The organism is Jannaschia maritima (genome assembly GCF_030973515.1).
Taxonomy (GTDB): Bacteria; Pseudomonadota; Alphaproteobacteria; order Rhodobacterales; family Rhodobacteraceae; genus Jannaschia; species Jannaschia maritima.
In genome coordinates, this window is record NZ_JARGZA010000027.1 from 1 (window position 1) to 17,161 (window position 17,161).

The window sequence follows — 17,161 nt, forward strand, 5'->3', positions numbered from 1 at the left end:
GAACGCGTTGCCCGCGACCGCATTCTCGACGGCGGGGATCAACACGCGCAGGCGGAGTCCCAGTCCGGCGCCCATGATCATGCGCGCCAGACCCAGGACCGTGGCCGCGCCGCCCATGTCCTTCTTCATCAGTCCCATGCTGCCGCCGGGCTTCAGGTTAAGGCCGCCCGTGTCGAAGCAGACCCCCTTGCCGACCAGAGTGACCAGCGGGCCGTCCGTGCCCCATTCCACCTCGATCAGGCGCGGTGCGCGGGTCGATGCCCGGCCCACCGCATGGATCAGCGGAAGGTTCGCCTTCCCGAGGTCGTCGCCCTTCGTGACCGTGACGGCGGCGCCGAAGGTCCGGGCCAGGTCACGGACCGCGTCCTCCAACTCGGCCGGGCCCATGTCGTTGGCGGGCGTGTTGATCAGGTCGCGGATGAGCACCTCGCCCGCCGCGATGGCCTCCAGGCGGGCGGCGTCGATGCCGCGGGGCGCGCGCAGGGCCGCCGGACCCTGCCGGTCCGTCTGCGGCTTGTAGCGGTCGAAGCGGTAGTCCGACAGCAGCCAGCCCAGGGCGGCCTCCTGCATCGCGTCCGCGGGCAGATCGGCGTCCAACGCATAGGTCCCGTGCCCCAGGGCCGCCGCGGCGCGGGCCAGGGCGAAGCGACCCCGCTTATGATCGTTCGCGTTGCCCCATCCGACGAGAACGCGGGCGACGGACAGGTCCGGAGCGGGCAGGCGCAGGATCTGACCCGCCCGGCCCCGGAAGTCGTTGGCCGCGATCCAGTCCCGTTCGGGACCGTCCTGGGCGGCGAGCCAGTCGTCGAAGCCATCGGAGGGGACCAGCCGCAGGGGAATGGCGCGCAGGTCGGGATCGGCGAAGCGGGGCGGCATCCATCCTCCGGGGCGCGGGCACGTTCCGCGGCACCCTATCGGGCGTTTGCGCGGCGGCAAGGGCGCGGCGGCGATGGACGGGCCGCTATGGGCTATGGGTCACAATGGGTGGACGTGCCGGCCCGGCGGATCAGGCCACCGTTCCCGTGTCGATCCGCGCCTGGGTCAACGCGCCGGGTCGGCTGAGGCGGGTCAGGCGGGCGATGCAGGCGCCCGCGGCGGCGGGGTCCTCGTCCGGGCAGGCGTCGACGACCGCATCGGCGGCATGGCGCAGCGTGGTCATCCCGATCTCCCGCGCCAGGCGGGCCAGTTCCTCCGCGGTGCGGCGCAAGCCCCGCGTTTCGCCCTGCTCGGCCTGCCAAGCGGCCAGGCTCAGGCGTTCCTCGATGCGGAACAGCGCGCCCGCGATCACCTCCTCCGCGAAGGTCCCGTGCGCGTCGCACAGGGCCTCCAGCACGGCGGTGTCGAAGCGGATGTCTTCGTGTGGGGCCAGGGCGACGGCCCCGAACTGCGCGATACCCTGCGCCATTGTGCAACCTCGATCGTCTGTATCAAGCCTTGCGCCGGGTATCGGCGCACTTCGCGGCAGGTTCGTGACGGGGTGCTGTTCGGCGAGCGGGGATTCGGTCGAATTGCATGCGCAAAAATCTGTGGGTAGGGGAACCGAAACGGACGGGGATACGGGCATGAAACACGCGCGGCCTTTGCCGGGTTCCCTCGTGGGGCGGTACCACGGGTGGAAGGCCACGACCTATGCCGACAATGCGCAGTGGTATCGGCGGTTGGCGACGGACGGGCAGCGGCCCCGGGCGATGATCGTCGCGTGCTGCGACAGCCGGGTCCATCTCGCCACCCTGTTCGAGGCCGAGCAAGGGGAATTCTTCATCCACCGCAACATCGCCAACATCGTCCCCCCCTACGAGCCCGATGGCCTGCGCCACGGCACGTCCGCCGCGCTGGAATACGCGGTGACGGCGTTGAACGTCACGCAGGTCATCGTGATGGGCCATTCGCATTGCGGTGGCATCGAAGGATGCCACGACATGTGCGCGGGCCACGCCCCGGAGCTGGAATCGCCCGGCAGCTTCGTGGGACGCTGGATGGACGTCCTGCGCCCCGCCTACGAGGTTGTGAAGGACATCGCCGACCCGGCGGAGCGGCTGGAGGCGCTGGGCAAGCAGGCGATTTTGACCTCGCTGGAGAACCTGATGACCTTTCCCTTCGTCGCCGACCCCGTCCAGCGCGGCGATCTGGCCCTCCATGCGGTGTGGAACGACATCGCCGAAGGGGGGCTGGAGGTGTACGATCCCCGGTTGGAGCGGTTCGCCCCGGTGTGACTCGGGATCGGCGTCACCCCACCCGGTCCAGCACGTGCCGCGCCGTCATCAGGTCCAGATGCGCGCCGCCCCCGTTCTTGAACAGCGTGATGTCGTTCGGATCCCGGTCGAACGAAGCCAAATCGTAGTAGTCCGCCACCACGTCGGCGGGGGTGACCACGCCCGCGGCCAGGGGGATCTTCAGTTCCCCGATGTGATCCAGCACCGTGTCGCGGCTGTCCACGAAGACCCGGGATCGGCGCAGGCACGCGTCGTCGGCCTCCCGCATGTCGGGGCGATAGGCGCCGATCAGGTCCAGATGCTGGCCCGGTCGCAGCCATTCGCCCCGGATCAGGGGGTCGGTGGTCATGGTGGCGCAGGTCACGATATCGGCGCGGGGAACGGTATGCGCCAGGTCCGTCACGGCCTCCGCGTCGTGGGCCGCCGCGAAGGCGCGGGCGCGGTCGGGGTCGCGGGACCAGACCTCGAAGACGGCTTCCGGAAACGCCGCCGCATAGGCCGTGCGCAGCGACGCCGCGACCGTGCCGGACCCTACGATCAGGATGCGTCCGCTATCGGGCCGGGCCAACCGCCGTGCCGCCAGAAGGCTGTCCCCCGCCGTCTTCCACTTCGTCACGAGGTGGAAGTCCAGCATCGCGGCCAGGGTCCCGTCCCCGTCCGAGAACAGGCTGACCGCGCCGTTGATCGGGGGCGTGCCGCGGTTGCCCGGAAAGATCGTCGCCGTCTTCACCAAGGATCCCAACCCGTCGATCCAGGCCGCCCGCGACAGCATCGTGTCGCCGCCGCGATACAGGAACGTGTCCCCGATCTCGGCCCGGGGCAGGGCGTGACCCGCGGCGAGCGCATCGGTCAGGGCGATCCAGTCGAGGGAGGCCTCGGCCTCCGGGCCGATGAAGGGAACGGTCATGCGGCGTCACTTCCGAAATGATCCAGCAGGCGGTCGGAGATCTGGTCCGGCACCTCCTCCGCCATGTAGTGCGACGCGTCGAGGCCGCCGCCTGTCACGTTCGCGGCGCGGGACCGCCACAGGGCCAGGGTGTCGAACAGGCGTCCGACGATGCCGCGGTCGCCCCAAAGCGCCAGCAGCGGCATCGTCAGCTTGGCGCCCCCGTCCGCGTCGTCGTGGGCGATGTCGATCGTGGCCGCCGCGCGGTAATCCTCGCAGGTGGCGTGGATGCAGGCGGGATCGGCGAAGGCGGCGAGGTATTCCTCCAGCGCCGCATCGTCGAAGGGCAGGGGGCCGCCGACCTGCTTCGCGACCTTGCGGGTCCAGAAGGCGCGGGGGTCGGCGGCGATCATGTCCTCGGGCATCGGTGCGGGCAGGATTAGGAAGAACCAGTGCCAATAGGCGCGGGCGAAGGCGTCGGTGGTGCCGGCGTACATCTCGCGCGTCGGGGCGATGTCGAGGACGGCCATCCGGCGCACGCGATCCGGATGGTCCAGCCCCAGCCGATGCGCGACGCGGCCCCCGCGGTCGTGACCGCAGACGTCGGCGTCAGCGTGGCCGAAATGGTCCAGCAAGGCCACGACGTCGGCCGCCATCGCCCGCTTGGACATGGCCGTGTGATCGGACGACGCGGCGGGCTTGTCCGAAGCGCCATAGCCGCGCAGGTCGGGACAGATCACGTGGTGTCGTTCGGCCAGGCGCGGCACGAGCCTATGCCACATCGCGGATGTCTGCGGATAACCGTGCAACAGCATCAGGGCGGGGCGGTCGGGTGCCGCGTTGTGGCGAACCGACAGGGTGACGTCCCCGCAGGGGATGCGATCGCGGGCGAAGCCGTCGAACCCCCTCACCCCAAGTGCTCCGCGTGGAAGGCGACATGGTCGCCGGCGAAGGTGGAAATCGTGAAGTAGCTGTGGTCGTGCCCCGGCTGCAGGCGGATCGTGGCGGGCAGGTTCCGCTCGGCGATCGCGGCCGCCAGGGCGGCGGTGCCCAGCTTGTCGCGGAAGGGGTCTTCGGTGCCCGTGTCGATCAGGCAGGGCGGAAGGGCGGCGCCGCCGCGGAGCAACGCGGTCGCATCGTGGGCGGCGGGGTCGAGGCCGTACGCGGTCAGTTGCGGCTGCCCCCAATCGCTGACCGAGGGGTTGCCGATGGGCGCGAAGGCGCTGACCGACCGGAACCGGCCCGGCGCCTTGCAGGCCAGCGTCAGGGCGCCGTGGCCTCCCATCGAATGGCCGGTGATCGCCTGCCGGTCCAGGTCGATGGGCTGCGCCGCGGCCAAGGCCCCCGGCAGTTCGTCCAGCACGTAGGACTGCATGCGGAAGTGCCTAGCCCACGGTTCGGCCGTGGCGTCCACGTAGAATCCTGCCCCCTGGCCGGTATCGAACGCGTCGTCGTCGGGCACGCCGTCCCCGCGGGGCGAGGTGTCGGGAAAGCAGATCGCGATCCCCGCCTCCGCCGCCCATAGTTGCAGGCCCGCCTTCACGGTCGCGTTCTCGTGGGTGCAGGTCAGCCCGGACAGGTACCAAAGGATCGGAACGGGCCAGCCCGTGTCCGGGGGCAGGAACAGGCCCAGCGTCATGTCGCAGGACAGCGCGTCCGATGCGTGGGTCAGCACCAGTTGGCGGCCGCCGTGGCAGGCATGGGTTTCGGTGACGTTCATCGGGGTCCTCCCGGGAGCAGGCCGATCACCACGGACACGGTGACGACGGATATGGCGGTGGATACGAGGATGGCCGCGCTGACGCGCTGGGGGGCCACCCCGTAGTGCTGCGCGAGCATATAGACGTTGCCCGCGACCGGCAGGGCCGCGGCGGCGATCATGACCGTCGCGGCATACGGGTCCAAGGGTATCAGCCACAGCGCGGCGAAGGCGACCGCGGCGGGGTGCAGGGCCAGCTTGCAGAATGTCAGCCAACCGGCGGTGGCCAGCCGCTCGGTGGTCTTACCCGCCAGCGACGCGCCGATGGCGAACAGCGCGCCGGGCGTGGCCGCCGCCCCCAGGATCGATACGAACTCCGCCACGGGGACCCACAGCGCGCGCCCCGTGGCGGACCAGGCGATGCCCGCGGCGATGGACACGATCATGGGGTTCCTCAGAAGGCCCAGGCCGACGGTCCGGATCGTCGCAAGGCCGAGCTTCCCGCGCGATCCCGTGATCAGGATCACGATGACCGAACTGAACACGATCAGGTCCGTGGCCAGCACCATCAGCATCGGGCCCGCCGATTCCGGTCCCAGCAGCAGCACGAACATCGGGATGCCCAGGAAGCCCACGTTGCCGATCACGGCGCATTGCGCCTCCACCGCCGATTCGGCGACCGACAGGCCCCTCAGGAAGCCCACCGCTGTCGCGATCAGATAGACGGTCGCCGTGCCCCAAAGATACGCCCCGATGAAGCGCAGGTCGAAGATCTCAGCTAGTGTCAGGTTCGCGGCGAAGTCGAACAGCATCGCAGACAGCGCGAACCAGAACACGAACTTCGTTAGGTAGGCCGTGGCTTCCGGCGTGAAGAAGCGAGTCCGCCCCGCGACGTAGCCCAGCGCGATGAGCGCGAAGAACGGCAGGGTCTTGAGGAAGATCGCGAGCATCGCCGCCTGTCTGGCCCGCTTGCGGCGGCGAAGTCCAGCACGAGCGTCGGCGCCCGTGGCACGACCGGACCCGCCCTACTGCCCGACGAGGGTCGTCACCGAGCCGCCGCCTCCGCCCGCGCCCGGTGGTGGGGGCGGGGGCGGCGTGATCTCGGACGGAAAGCGGCCGTCCACGGTCTCGTCGGTGGGCGACGGGGCGGGGGGCACGGCCAGGTCGTCGATGCGCGGGGGCGGCGCGGACGGGATCGAAAGCTCCAGGTCCGCCGGCAGGGCGCCGCCGCCGGACGTGCCGCCGGGATCGGTGCGCAGGGTCCCGTCGAAGAAGGCGCGCGCCCCGTCCGCATACCGCACTGGCGCGCTGACCCGGCCCGACGTCCCGGATGCGAACACGGCCTGATTGGGCCGGGTCAGCACCTGGCGCCCGTTCGCGCCCTGCACCACGATCTGGCCACCCCGCCCGCCCAGCCCTTCGGGGCCCCGCAGCGCGACGTAGAGGGCACGCGACGGGTCCGTGCCCGCCGGGACGTCGACCCCCGAGGCCCGCGCCGCGGCGATGGCGCGTTCGCCGACCCATCCTTCCAGGATGGTGCCGCGCACGCCGATCGTGCCCGCCGGCGTGGCGATGGTCGCCACCGTGCCGCGGTTCGCCGCCCGGCCCGACACGAAGCGGAACGCGCCCCGCGCGACCGATGCCGCCACGTCGCCCGCGTCCCGATCCGGATCATAGACGAAGCGGTCGATGGTCAGGTCCGCGTTCGCGCCGATGGTGAAGACCGACCGATCCAGCAGCAGCACCTGCATCCCGCTGTCGGGCCGCGTCTGCACGCGGTCCGCCAGGGCGATGGCGTCGCCGGACCGGGCGGGGCGGGGCGTGGGGCGCGCTGCGGGCGTCAGCACGACGTCGCCGCGCACGGCGGCGCCCGTGCCGATCTGCTGCGCGCCAGCGGGGGCATGCGCGGTCAGCGCCAGGCAAACGGACAGGATGACGGGAGCGATGCGCATCATGGAAACTCGAACCCCCGTAGGAACAGCACCTCAACGGACGTGTTGCGCCCCTCGATGCGGGCCACGTTGGACGCGCGGCGGACATGCCGCAAGCCCAACTGCACCGCCGCCCCATCGCCCGCCTGCGGCAGGGCCCGGGTATAGGCCAGGCGCAGGTCGTGGCGCCGCTCGACCCGGTCGGGCCCGGTGGGGGCGATGTTGTTGCCGTCGTACTCGCGGTCCTCGAACGTCCAGTCGGCGGTCAGGCGACCCGGCCCGGTCAGATAGGTGGCGCCCAAACCGATCCGCGGCGCGTCGAAGGACAGCCGCTCGTCGCTGGTGCGCTCGGCGCGGAAGCCCAGTCCGGCGCGCAGGCTCCAATCCGGGCCGAAGGTGCGCCGCCAGCCGAAGGCCGCGTCGTGCACGTCGCCGTCGCGGCCTGCGATGGCGCCCTCGTCGTATTCCGTCCGGCCGGTCGACAGCGTCACGACCACCGTGCTGCGCGGGTCATAGGTCCAGCGCAGGCCCAGCCCCAGGCCGTACTCGTCGCGGTTGCCGCCCTCCGACAGGGGCTGGACCGTGGCGAAGGCGTAGGGGCGGACCGACACGTCCCCGAACGGCAGGTCCACCCCCAGCGTCAGCGCGCCGTCGATGCCGCCCAGATCGTCCTCCTTGTCCGGCTCCTGGCCGCGCAAGAGCAGGTCCGCGAACGCGTATCCGCCGCCGGTCCCGCCGAGGTCGCGTTGGACGTTCGCCTGCACGCCCAGCGTGCCCGTGACGTCGGACGACCGGTCGCCGACGCCCAGCCCCGGATCGCTGTCGTGCCGCAGGCCGGTGAACACGGTCATGCGTCCGCGCAGGGGGTCTGCTTCCGACCGGGCGCGTGCCAGGCGTCCGCCGATGTCCACGCCCCGGTCCCGCAGGATCGCCAGCTCGCGCTCCGCGCCGGCCGCATCGCCCAGGCGGAGCAACGTGTCCGCATAGAGCAGTCGGACCGCGTCCGCGCCGGGCTGGGCGATCAGGATCCGCTCCAATGCGGGGACCGCACCCTGGGGATCGCCGGCCTCCAGCCGCGCGCGGGCATAGGTCAGGTTCACCGCCGGGTCGTCCGGCGTGCGCAGCACCGCCGCATAGAGCGGGTCCGGAACGACCTGTGCCGCGGCGGTTGCAACCGGTTGCAAAGCGAGCGCGGCGAGCGTCAGGATCGCGAGGCGGACGAGGCGGGTCATGGTACGGCTTCCCTGAGGTGACGCGATCATAGGGGGGCTGGGGCGGATGCGAAGGGTGGGACGATGACGGCGTGGCACGCGCGCGCACCGGGCGTGACCTTGCGGCAACAGGGTCGCCGCCGCGCCGCGCGCCTGGCCCGCCTGGCGGCCCTGGCCGGCGGCGGGGCCGCCATCGGCCTGGCGCTGCTGCTGCCCGGCACGGCGGAGCGGCTGCACGTCCTGGTGGTCGACGCGTTCCAGCGTGCGGCTCCGCGCGTCGCCGCCGGCGCCCCCGTCACGGTGGTCGACATCGACGAGGGGTCGCTGACGCGCTTCGGGCAATGGCCCTGGCCCCGGGCCACGATCGCCCGGATGACCGACGCGCTGACCGATGCCGGGGCCGCCGCCATCGCCTTCGACGTCGTCTTCGCCGAACCCGACCGCCTGTCGCCCGAGGCCGCGGCCGATCTGTTGCGTGCGGCGGGGGCCGACGTGACGCTGCCCGATGCCCTGCCCGGCGGGGATGCGGCGCTGGCGCAGGCCTTCGCCCGCGGACCCGTGGTGGCCGGACTGATCCTGACGCCCGACGGCGCGCGCACGGCCCCCGGTCCCAAGGCGGGCTTCGCCACGATCGGACCCGATGCGCGGGACGCGCTGCCCGACATTCCCGCCGCGGTGCCCAACCTGCCCATCCTGCGGGAGGCCGCCGCGGGCCTGGGGGCCTTCAGCCTGATCCCGGAGGCCGACGGCGTCGTGCGGCGCGTGCCGCTCGTCTATCGATCCGGCGACGCGCTGCTGCCCGGCCTGGCGGTGGAGGCGTTGCGCGTGGCGCAGGGCGCGGGGGCGGTCACCCTGCGCACCGCCGATCCCGGACCGCCCGCGCTGGAGGCCGTGCGCGTCGGCGCCTTCACCGCCCCCACGGGCGCGCGGGGGCGCTTCTGGGTCCATCATTCCGGCCTGCCCGACATGGCGCGCGTGCCGGCGGCGACGATCCTGGACCGTCCGCCGGGCGACTGGTCGGGTGCGGTGGCAGGGCACATCGTGCTGATCGGCACGTCGGCGGCGGGCCTGCGCGACTTGGTGGTCACGCCGCTCGCTCGCGGCGTCCCGGGGGTGGAGGTCCACGCCGAGATCATCGACCAGATCCTGTCGGGCGCCACGCTGGCGCGTCCCGACTGGGCCCGCGGGGCGGAGGTCGTCCTGGCGGCCCTGTTGGTCCTCGGGGCCGGAACGGCGCTGCGCTACGTCGGCGTTCTGGGCGGCGCCGCGTGGACGGTGGGCGGCATCGCGATCGCCGTCGGCACGGCGTGGTGGGCGTTCGGCCGGGGCGTCGTGCTCGACCCCCTCTTTCCGTCCGTCGCGGTGTCCGCGGCGCTGACCGCGGGCACCGTCGTCCTGCTGCTCCTGACGGAGCGGGAGCGTCGAGGCGTGCGCCGCGCCTTCGGCCTGTACCTGGCCCCGGCCCTGGTCGAGCGGCTGGCGGAGGATCCCGCCGCGCTGCGGCTGGACGGCACGGCGCGCGAGATCACCATCCTGTTCTGCGACCTCCGAGGCTTCTCCGCGTTGTCCGAGGGAATGGATCCGACTGAGCTGACGGCCACGCTGAACGGGTTCCTGACCCCCATGACGGAGGTGCTGCTGGATCACGGCGCGACCATCGACAAGTACATGGGCGACGCGATCATGGCGTTCTGGAACGCGCCCCTGCCCGTGCCGGACCACCCCCGCCGCGCGATGCAGGCGACCCTGGCGATGGGCGAGGCTCTGCGCGCGCGGAACCGGGACGCCGACGGCCCGCCCCTGTCGATCGGCATCGGCCTGAACACCGGCACCTGCTGCGTGGGCAACCTCGGCTCGACGCAGCGCTTCGCCTATTCTGCCATCGGGGATGCGGTGAACGTGGCCAGCCGGGTGGAGGGGCTGACGCGCTTCTACGGCGTCGGGAACCTCGCCACCGCGGAAACGGTCGCCGCGGGCGGGATGGCCACGCTGGAGCTGGATCTGGTGCGGGTCAAGGGGCGGACAGGTCCGGTCGGGGTCCACACCGTCCTGGGCGACGCCGCGATGGCCACGACCCCCGACTTCGACGTTCTGCGCACGAGCCAGGCGGCCTGGCTGGACGCATGGCGTGCGGGCGATGCGGATGCGGCGCGTGCCGCCCTTGCCGCGCTCGACGGGACCGGCCTGCCCCCCGGCGTCCTGTCCCTGCAACGGGAGCGCACGGCATGGCTGGCGGGGAACCCACCGGGGGCGGGGTGGGACGGGATCTACGTCGCGGACAGCAAGGCGCCGTCGGCCAGTTCCAGCACCTGACCGGCACGCGCAGCGAAGGTCCCGGGCCGCGCGGCGGAGGCCTGCGCCTGGATCGCGTCCAACGCCTCGTCGGTGCGCCCCGGCTCGTGGTGGAACAGGCCCACGGTGTGGGCCCCGTCGCCCAACGCGACCGCCCGGGCCCAATCGCCGTGACCCCATCCCTTGCGATGGGGCACCTCCTCCGGGGTGAAGGTGGAATCGATCAGCGCCAGGGCCGCCCCGCGGGCGAGGTCGCGCAGGTTCGCGTCGTGCTCCGCGTCGCCGGGCTGGTGGTCCGTTAGATAGGCGAAGCCCGCGCCGTCGTGATCGATGCGGTAGCCCGTGCAGCTGCCCGGATGGTTCAGGGCTGCGTGGCGTAGCGTGGGGCCGCGGGGTCCGCCGATGCGGTCGGGCACGACGTCCCAGGTCAGGTCCGGGCCCCAATCCTCGGGGAACAGCGGATAGAACGGCGGCGAATAGAGACGCGCGATGACGTCGCGCAAGTCCGGATAGCAGGGGCAGGCGACGTGCAGGCGCGTGCCCCGGCCCAGCCCGCCCGCGAAGAACGGAAGGCCCTGCACGTGATCCAGGTGCAGGTGCCCGAGCAACAGCGTGACGTCCGTCACGCCCTCCCCCCGCAGGCGGCGGCCGAGATGGGCCGCCCCGCTGCCGCAGTCGAACACGGCGGCCCGTGTCGGATCCTCCCAGCGGACGGACACGCAGGACGTCGCCCCGCCATAGCGCAGCGTGTCGGGCCCGTCCGCGGTGCGGCTGCCCCGCGCGCCGTGGATCTCCACCCGCAGGCTCATGAACCCCTTCCGGCGACGTGCCCCAGCGTGACCGCCGACAGCAGACCGTTGCCGGACAGGTATCCGTCGTCGCCATCGCCCGAAACCCCGCAGGCGGCCCCGCCCGCGGCGTAGAGGTTCGGAAAGGGTGAACGGTCCGCATGCAGGACCCGCGCCGTTTCGTCCACGGAAACGCCGCCCTGGGTATGGAACAGCGCCCCCGTGACGCGCACGGCGTGGAACGGCGGGGTCAGGCGACCCCGTGGCAGAGCGGACAGGGCGGCGGCGACGCTGCCGGGGGGCAGGTCCATCGCGACTTCGATGCCGTCCGCGTCCGCCGCGATGCGTACCGCGCCCGCCGCCTCCGCGTCGCGGAAGTCCCCGAACTGGCGCGCGACCGCGGCGATGCGAGCGTCGAACAACGTGACCGCCACGCCGCCGGGCTGGGCCAGCACCGCGCGGGCGGCTTCGGAATAGCCGCGGGATTCGTCGTGGAACCGCCTGCCGTCCCGGTTCAGCTGGATGCCACCTTCGGTCAACGTGGCCCAGGTGATCAGGATGCCGTGGGGGTGCGCCACGTTGCCATGCCCCTGATAGGCGCCCAGATGCCGGGTTGCCGCGCCCAGCGCCTCCGCCCAGTCGAGCGCGGCGCCATCGTTGCCGTCGTGTCCGAACCACACGGCATCCGCGATGTCGGGCATGTGGCGCGCCACGCGGGCGCGGTTCCCGCCGAACCCGTTGCACGCCAGGATCACCCGGTCGCAGCCGATCCGTTCGCCGCGCGCCAGGCCCAGCCCCGTGACGATCCGGTCCCGGACGAACAGCGTATCGACGGCCGCGCCGCACAGGATGTCGACGCCCGCCCCTTCGGCCCGGTCGCGGAGCGCGTCGATCAGGCTGCGGCCCGCGCGGTCGGGCAAGCCGTGCATCCGGCGGCGGGAATGGCCGGGATAGTCGAAGTCGTCCACCAGGGTCAGGGGCAGGTCATGCGCCTCGGTCAGCCAGTCCACCACGGGGGCGGCGGTGCGCGCCATCAGATCCACCAGGGCGGGATCGTTGCGCCCGTGCGCCTTGGCCTGGATGTCCGCGGCGAAGGTGGGCGGGTCGTCGTCGATGCCCGCCTCCCGCTGCTGCGCGGTGCCCGCCGCGGGGATCAGGCCCGCGGACAGGGCGGTGGAGCCCCGGGGAACGGAATCGCGTTCGCACACGACCACGTCGTGCCCCGCCTCCCGCGCCGCCAGGGCCGCGACCATGCCCGTGGCGCCCCCGCCGACGACGAGGGTGTGGACCCGCGCGTCGAACCCCCCCGGATCGGGGGCGACGGTGGCGGTCACGTCAGCATCGCCGCCACCTCCGCGCAGGTCGCCTGCGGGGTGACGGAGCGCAGCGAGGTCAGCGTGGCGTCGTGGACGGCCGGATCGAAGGCCCCCGCGCCGTCGGTCAGCAGGACCGTGTGGACGTCGCGCAGGTGGGCGTCGCGGACCGTGCTGGCGACGCCGCCGTTCGTGACGATGCCGCCGACGATCAGCGTGTCGATCCGCAGGGCGCGCAGCAGGTATTCCAACCGCGTCTGGTAGAGCGCGGAATAGGCGACCTTCTCGACCGTGTAGTCGGCCGGGGCCAGGGCATCGACCAGCGCGTGGCCCCAGGACCCCGGCGCGAAATCCCCCGGCCCCAGGAACGGCCGCAACCTCGCCAGATGGGGCGAGATCAGCGGCGTGCCGTCGGGGCGCGGCACCAGCGTGAACTGGGCGGAGATGTGGATCCCGCCCGCCGCGCGCAGGGCATCCCGCAGGGGCGCCAAGCGCGCGGGCAGGGCGGCGATGACGTCCGAGCCCTGCCCCGCCCGGCCATAGGCGCCGTCCGGATGCAGGAAGTCGTTCTGGAGGTCGATCGTCAGCAGGGCGGTGCGTTCGGGCACGAGGGTCATGTCCGCTCCAGTATGGCGTTGCCGAACCGGTCGATCCGCGCGGCGAAGCCGGGCTCGACCAGGATCGTGGTGTCAGGCTGTTCCAGGATGGCGGGACCGGGCACGACCGCGTCCACCGGCAGGGCCAGGCGGTCCAGCACGGCGGCGTCGTGCCAGCCGCCGAGGTGGACGCGGCGGGTGCCCTTGGCCGCCCCGTCCAGGGACGCGCCCGGGACCGGCGCCAGGAGCGACAGGTCGAACCGGGGGCGGCGGCCCAGGACGGTCGTGCGCAGGTTCATCACCCGGCGCACGCCGCCGGGCAGCAGGCGGTCGAACGTCGCGCGATAGGTCATGTCGAAGGCGTCCGCAATGGCCGCGCGTGTCAGGACGAACACGGGCACGGCGACCGTATGGGTCTGCCCGGCATAGGCCATGTCCAGTTCGACCAGCAGGTCCACGCCGTCGAACGGGATGCGCGCGGCGTCGAGCCGCGCCTGCCCGACGCTGCGCTGGACTTCCACGCGGGCGGCGAGGTCCCCCTCGTCCAGCCTGTCGAGCGCGACGTTCAGCGTCTGCACCTGATCGGCGCGCATGTCCGCGATCACGCAGCCCAGCGCGGAGGTCACGCCGGGATGGCGTGGCACGACCGCGCGTCCGATCCCCACCTCGCGCAGCATGGCACAGGCGTGGAGCGCACCACCCCCGCCGAACGGCATGTAGGCGAAGCGCGTGGGGTCGTGCCCCCGTTCGATGGACATCAGCCGCAGGGCGCCGGCCATGCGCGCGTTGGCCACCGTCAGGATCGCTTCCGCGGCATCCTCGCGCGACAGGCCCAGGGGGGTGCCGACATGCGCGTCGATCGCCCGTCCGGCGGCATCGGCGTCCAGGCGGGGCAGGTCGCCGATGGGCGTGTCCGCATCGATGCGGCCCAGGACGACGTTGGCGTCCGTCACCGTGGGTCGATCGTTGCCACGACCATAGGCCGCGGGGCCGGGCGTGCTGCCCGCGCTTTCGGGTCCGATGTTCAGCAGCCCGCCACGGTCCACCCAGGCGATGGAACCGCCGCCCGCGCCGATGGTCGCGATCTCGGTCATGGGCGCGCGGATCACCAGGCCGAAATCGATGGAGGTCTGCGCCGCCTGCGCCGCGACGCCGTCCTTCACCAACGACACGTCGAAGCTGGTCCCGCCCACGTCGCCCGTGATGACGTCCGGGTATCCGGCCTCCGTGGCGATATGGGCAGCCGCGATCACGCCCGCGGCCGGACCCGACAGGGCGGTGCGGACGGGCAGGCGGCCCGCGTCGGCGGCGGACATGACGCCGCCGTTCGACTGCACGACCAGGAACTCGCCCCCGAAGCCGCCCGCGGTCAGGGCGCCCGACAGGCGTTCCAGATAGGCGGACAGCTCGGGTTGCAGATACGCGTTCAGCGCGGTGGTGGAGAAGCGCTCGAACTCCCGGATCTCGGGCAGGATCTCGTGGCTGGCGGCGACGTGGGGGTTGGGCCAGACGGCGCGGACCGCAGCGACGGCCGCGGCCTCGTTCGAAGGCTCGGCATAGGCGTTGACGAAGAGGACGGCACAGGCCGTGCAGCCCGCGTCCAGCAGCGCGCGGGCCGCGGTTCCGACCGCGGCGACGTCCACCGGCACCTCCACCGTGCCGTCCGCGAGCGTGCGCTCCGGCACCTCCAGCCGGTCTGGGCGGGCGACGACGGGAACGAAGATGCCGCGCAGACCCCAGGTGCGGGGACGGTCGCGGCGCCGCATCTCCAGCACGTCGCGGAAGCCCTGCGTCGTGATCACGCCGACGCGCGCGCCCTTGCGCTCCAGCAAGGCGTTCGTGCCCGCGGTGGTGCCGTGGACGATCGTGGTCAGACCGTCCACGCCGTCGCCCAGGCCCGCCAGGAAGCCCTCCGACTGGTCGGGGCGCGAGGTGGGGACCTTGCGGACGGTGGCCCGGCCCGTGCCCTCGTCCAGCAAGAAGACGTCGGTGAAGGTGCCGCCCACGTCGACGCCGGCGATGCGGGTCACGGCGCGCTCCGCCAGATGGTGCCGTAGTCTCGATCCGCCGCCGCGGGCGAGACGTAGCCCGCCGCCACGTCCCCCGCGACGGCGGCGGGGTCGCGCGCGGCGGCGGGTCCGTGCCCCCCGCCGCCGGGCGTGTCCAGGCGGACCCGTCCGCCCCGGGCAAGCGGTATGCCCACCATCTTCGACGCCATCGGCGGATGGGCGGGGCCATCGGGCCCGTCGTAGGTGAACACGTTGCGGGTCGCGTCGCCCCCGCCGGCCACCCCCTTGGGCGCATGCCGTCCGCGTTCGCCGAACAGGAAGGCCGTCGCGCCGGCGCCCAGCACCTCCAACTCGTAGGTCGCGCCCAGGCCGCCCCGATGGGTGCCGGCGCCCGCGGAATCGGGGCGCAGCGCCCATTGCCGGAAGGCTATGGGATAGGCCGCTTCCAGGATCTCCACGGGCGGGATCGTCGCGGTGCTGATCGGCGCGTTGCCGTGGTTCAGACCGTCGCCGTCCGCGGCCGCCCCGTGCCCGCCCCCGAAGAACGAGAACATGACCCAGGGGCTTCCGTCCGCCCGCCGCCCGGCCAGCGACAGCGCGTTGATCGTGCCATAGGCGTTGGCCACCGCCCGGTCCGGCGCGGCCCGCGCCATGGCGCGGAACACGACGTCGATCATCCGCAGGATCGTCTCGGTATAGCCGCCCACGGGTGCGGGGAAGTCGGCGGCCAGGAGGCACCCGTCCGGCACCCGCATGTCCACGGGCCGCATGACGCCCGCATTGGCGGGCAGGTCGGGGAACAGATGCTTGATCGCGACATAGGCCGTGGCGATGGCCGTGGGACGCGCGATGTTGACGGGCCCCCGGGCGCGCGGCGCGGTCCCGTCGAAGTCCAGCGTCAGCCGGTCGCCCGCGACCGTCAAGGCCACGCGGACGGGCAGGGGCTCGTCCACGATACCGTCGTTGTCGAGGAAGTCCGCGGCCTCCCACGTGCCGTCGGGCAGGGAGGCGACCGCGTCCCGCATCAGGACCTCCGCCCGATCGGCCAGGGCCGCCAACGCGGCGTCCACGGTGGCGGCGCCGTACTCGTCCAGCAGCGCGTCCATCCGACGGACGCCCAAGTCCAGCGCGCCCAACTGCCCGTTCAGGTCGCCCTCGGCGGAGGCGGGCAGGCGCGTGTTGCGCATCAGGACGGCGCGGATGTCGGGGCAGGGCTCGCCCGCGCGGACCAGGCGCACGGGCGGGATGACCACCGCCTCCATGAAGGCGTCCGTGGCGGCGGGGTTGTAGTTGCCGGGCACCCCGCCGCCCAGGTCGTGCCAGTGCCCGACGCTCGCCAGCCAGCAGAACAGCCGGCCGTCCCGGAAATAGGGACGCACCAGCCGCATGTCGTTCAGATGCGTGCCGCCCAGATGCGCGTCGTTGAAGACCCAGACGTCGCCGTCGAGGGGCTCGATCCCCCGCTCGTCGTGCGCCGCGATCACGGCGCGCACGGCGAAGGACATCACGCCCACGAAGATCGGCAGGCCCTGCTTGCCCTGGACCAGCGTGTCCCCCGTCGCAGCGTGGTACAGCCCGTGGGACGCATCGTGGGCTTCGGCGATGATGGGGTTGAAGGCCGACCGGAACAACGTCGCGTCCATCTCGTCCGCGATCTGTTCCAGACGGCCCGACAGGACGGCCAGCGTCACCGGGTCGATGGGTGGCGCGCCGCCCGTCCGGCCCGCATCGTCGTCGCTCAAGCCTCGACCCCGTCCTCCGCGCCGTGCAGCGCCATGTCGTTCCACACGTCCTGCCGTAGGATGCGCCCGTCCTCAAGCTCGAACCGGTCCACGAAGCGGATCCCCTCGAACGGCTCGCCGTCGGGCCAGGCGCCGGACAGGGTGCCGTGCACCCAGACCACGGCGCCCTCGCAGGACGCCTCGACGCCGTCGAACACCTTGCCGATGTTGCGATAGCGGGGCTTCGACCAGGAGATCAGGTCGTCCAGCTGCGTCATCGACGGCGCCCCCGGGAACGTCATGGAGAAGTCGTCGTGCAGGAACGTCGCTGCCTTGGCCGTATCGCGGCTCTCCATCGCCTTCAGGAACGCGCGGACGGTCTGGATGGCGTGGCGCTCGGTGTCGTTGGGTCGCTCGTCGTCGATGATCATCGCAGGATCCCCTCTCACCCCGCCCAAGGTGGAACCCCGCCCGCACCGGCGCAATAGATGCCGCCGCAACG

16 protein-coding genes are annotated in these 17,161 nt (G+C 72.6%); 2 read left to right on the forward strand and 14 right to left on the reverse strand.

The window, feature by feature from the left end; genetic code table 11:
* Positions 1-876, reverse strand: an 876-nt coding sequence (locus P0084_RS17485; RefSeq protein WP_308918174.1) for a leucyl aminopeptidase family protein, incomplete at its 3' end; no start/stop codon positions are given.
* 130 nt (positions 877-1,006) lie between these two features.
* Complete coding sequence (locus P0084_RS17490; protein ID WP_308918175.1) at positions 1,007-1,405, reverse strand: hypothetical protein; 399 nt, start codon at positions 1,403-1,405, stop codon at positions 1,007-1,009.
* 157 nt (positions 1,406-1,562) lie between these two features.
* Between P0084_RS17490 and P0084_RS17495 the strand changes: the two genes are divergently transcribed.
* Positions 1,563-2,213, forward strand: coding sequence for a carbonic anhydrase (locus P0084_RS17495; RefSeq protein ID WP_308918176.1), 651 nt, complete (start codon positions 1,563-1,565; stop codon positions 2,211-2,213).
* Positions 2,214-2,226: 13 nt separating this feature from the next.
* On the opposite strand, the gene P0084_RS17500 is transcribed toward P0084_RS17495, so the two are convergent.
* From P0084_RS17500 to P0084_RS17525, 6 genes are all read right to left on the reverse strand, one after another.
* Positions 2,227-3,120, reverse strand: a complete 894-nt coding sequence (locus tag P0084_RS17500; RefSeq protein ID WP_308918177.1) for an ornithine cyclodeaminase family protein — start codon at positions 3,118-3,120, stop codon at positions 2,227-2,229.
* Positions 3,117-4,010, reverse strand: a complete 894-nt coding sequence (locus P0084_RS17505) for an alpha/beta fold hydrolase (RefSeq protein ID WP_308918178.1) — start codon at positions 4,008-4,010, stop codon at positions 3,117-3,119. Before P0084_RS17505 ends, P0084_RS17500 begins: the two co-directional genes overlap by 4 nt.
* Complete coding sequence (gene fghA / locus P0084_RS17510; protein WP_308918179.1) at positions 4,007-4,819, reverse strand: S-formylglutathione hydrolase; 813 nt, start codon at positions 4,817-4,819, stop codon at positions 4,007-4,009. The genes P0084_RS17505 and fghA overlap by 4 nt, the downstream gene beginning before the upstream one ends.
* Positions 4,816-5,748 (reverse strand): AEC family transporter, encoded by a 933-nt coding sequence (locus P0084_RS17515; RefSeq protein ID WP_308918180.1) that lies wholly within the window; start codon positions 5,746-5,748, stop codon positions 4,816-4,818. Before P0084_RS17515 ends, fghA begins: the two co-directional genes overlap by 4 nt.
* Before the next feature lie 75 nt (positions 5,749-5,823).
* Entirely contained in the window at positions 5,824-6,753 is a 930-nt protein-coding gene (locus P0084_RS17520; RefSeq protein ID WP_308918181.1) for a FecR family protein, read from the reverse strand.
* Complete coding sequence (locus P0084_RS17525; protein ID WP_308918182.1) at positions 6,750-7,961, reverse strand: tetratricopeptide repeat protein; 1,212 nt, start codon at positions 7,959-7,961, stop codon at positions 6,750-6,752. Before P0084_RS17525 ends, P0084_RS17520 begins: the two co-directional genes overlap by 4 nt.
* A 63-nt stretch (positions 7,962-8,024) precedes the next feature.
* Here P0084_RS17525 and P0084_RS17530 point away from each other — a divergent pair, with 63 nt between their 5' ends.
* Entirely contained in the window at positions 8,025-10,253 is a 2,229-nt protein-coding gene (locus P0084_RS17530; RefSeq protein ID WP_308918183.1) for a CHASE2 domain-containing protein, read from the forward strand.
* On the opposite strand, the gene P0084_RS17535 is transcribed toward P0084_RS17530, so the two are convergent.
* Genes P0084_RS17535 through P0084_RS17560 form a run of 6 tightly spaced genes read right to left on the reverse strand, consistent with a single transcriptional unit; the run spans position 10,208 to position 17,090 of the window.
* A complete protein-coding gene (locus P0084_RS17535; protein WP_308918184.1) occupies positions 10,208-11,041 on the reverse strand; it encodes an MBL fold metallo-hydrolase in 834 nt (277 codons plus the stop codon). The two genes, P0084_RS17530 and P0084_RS17535, sit on opposite strands and share 46 nt — an antisense overlap.
* Complete coding sequence (locus P0084_RS17540) at positions 11,038-12,354, reverse strand: FAD-dependent oxidoreductase (protein ID WP_308918185.1); 1,317 nt, start codon at positions 12,352-12,354, stop codon at positions 11,038-11,040. Before P0084_RS17540 ends, P0084_RS17535 begins: the two co-directional genes overlap by 4 nt.
* Positions 12,351-12,950 (reverse strand): cysteine hydrolase family protein, encoded by a 600-nt coding sequence (locus P0084_RS17545; protein ID WP_308918186.1) that lies wholly within the window; start codon positions 12,948-12,950, stop codon positions 12,351-12,353. Before P0084_RS17545 ends, P0084_RS17540 begins: the two co-directional genes overlap by 4 nt.
* On the reverse strand, positions 12,947-14,959 hold the full coding sequence (locus P0084_RS17550; RefSeq protein ID WP_308918187.1) for a hydantoinase/oxoprolinase family protein: 2,013 nt from the start codon (positions 14,957-14,959) through the stop codon (positions 12,947-12,949). Before P0084_RS17550 ends, P0084_RS17545 begins: the two co-directional genes overlap by 4 nt.
* On the reverse strand, positions 14,956-16,680 hold the full coding sequence (locus tag P0084_RS17555) for a hydantoinase B/oxoprolinase family protein (protein ID WP_308918188.1): 1,725 nt from the start codon (positions 16,678-16,680) through the stop codon (positions 14,956-14,958). The genes P0084_RS17550 and P0084_RS17555 overlap by 4 nt, the downstream gene beginning before the upstream one ends.
* Positions 16,677-17,090: a nuclear transport factor 2 family protein gene (locus tag P0084_RS17560; protein ID WP_308918189.1), complete on the reverse strand. Its 414-nt coding sequence runs from the start codon at positions 17,088-17,090 to the stop codon at positions 16,677-16,679. Before P0084_RS17560 ends, P0084_RS17555 begins: the two co-directional genes overlap by 4 nt.
* Positions 17,091-17,161: the final 71 nt, after the last annotated feature.

Excerpts from the sequence above, each read along its gene's own strand:
- P0084_RS17560 (WP_308918189.1), bottom strand. The coding sequence starts at position 17,090 with ATGATCATCGACGACGAGCGACCCAACGACACCGAGCGCCACGCCATC.
- fghA (WP_308918179.1), bottom strand. The coding sequence starts at position 4,819 with ATGAACGTCACCGAAACCCATGCCTGCCACGGCGGCCGCCAACTGGTG.
- P0084_RS17525 (WP_308918182.1), bottom strand. The coding sequence starts at position 7,961 with ATGACCCGCCTCGTCCGCCTCGCGATCCTGACGCTCGCCGCGCTCGCT.
- P0084_RS17495 (WP_308918176.1), top strand. The coding sequence starts at position 1,563 with ATGAAACACGCGCGGCCTTTGCCGGGTTCCCTCGTGGGGCGGTACCAC.
- P0084_RS17535 (WP_308918184.1), bottom strand. The coding sequence starts at position 11,041 with ATGAGCCTGCGGGTGGAGATCCACGGCGCGCGGGGCAGCCGCACCGCG.
- P0084_RS17520 (WP_308918181.1), bottom strand. The coding sequence starts at position 6,753 with ATGATGCGCATCGCTCCCGTCATCCTGTCCGTTTGCCTGGCGCTGACC.
- P0084_RS17490 (WP_308918175.1), bottom strand. The coding sequence starts at position 1,405 with ATGGCGCAGGGTATCGCGCAGTTCGGGGCCGTCGCCCTGGCCCCACAC.
- P0084_RS17500 (WP_308918177.1), bottom strand. The coding sequence starts at position 3,120 with ATGACCGTTCCCTTCATCGGCCCGGAGGCCGAGGCCTCCCTCGACTGG.
- P0084_RS17545 (WP_308918186.1), bottom strand. The coding sequence starts at position 12,950 with ATGACCCTCGTGCCCGAACGCACCGCCCTGCTGACGATCGACCTCCAG.
- P0084_RS17530 (WP_308918183.1), top strand. The coding sequence starts at position 8,025 with ATGACGGCGTGGCACGCGCGCGCACCGGGCGTGACCTTGCGGCAACAG.
- P0084_RS17515 (WP_308918180.1), bottom strand. The coding sequence starts at position 5,748 with ATGCTCGCGATCTTCCTCAAGACCCTGCCGTTCTTCGCGCTCATCGCG.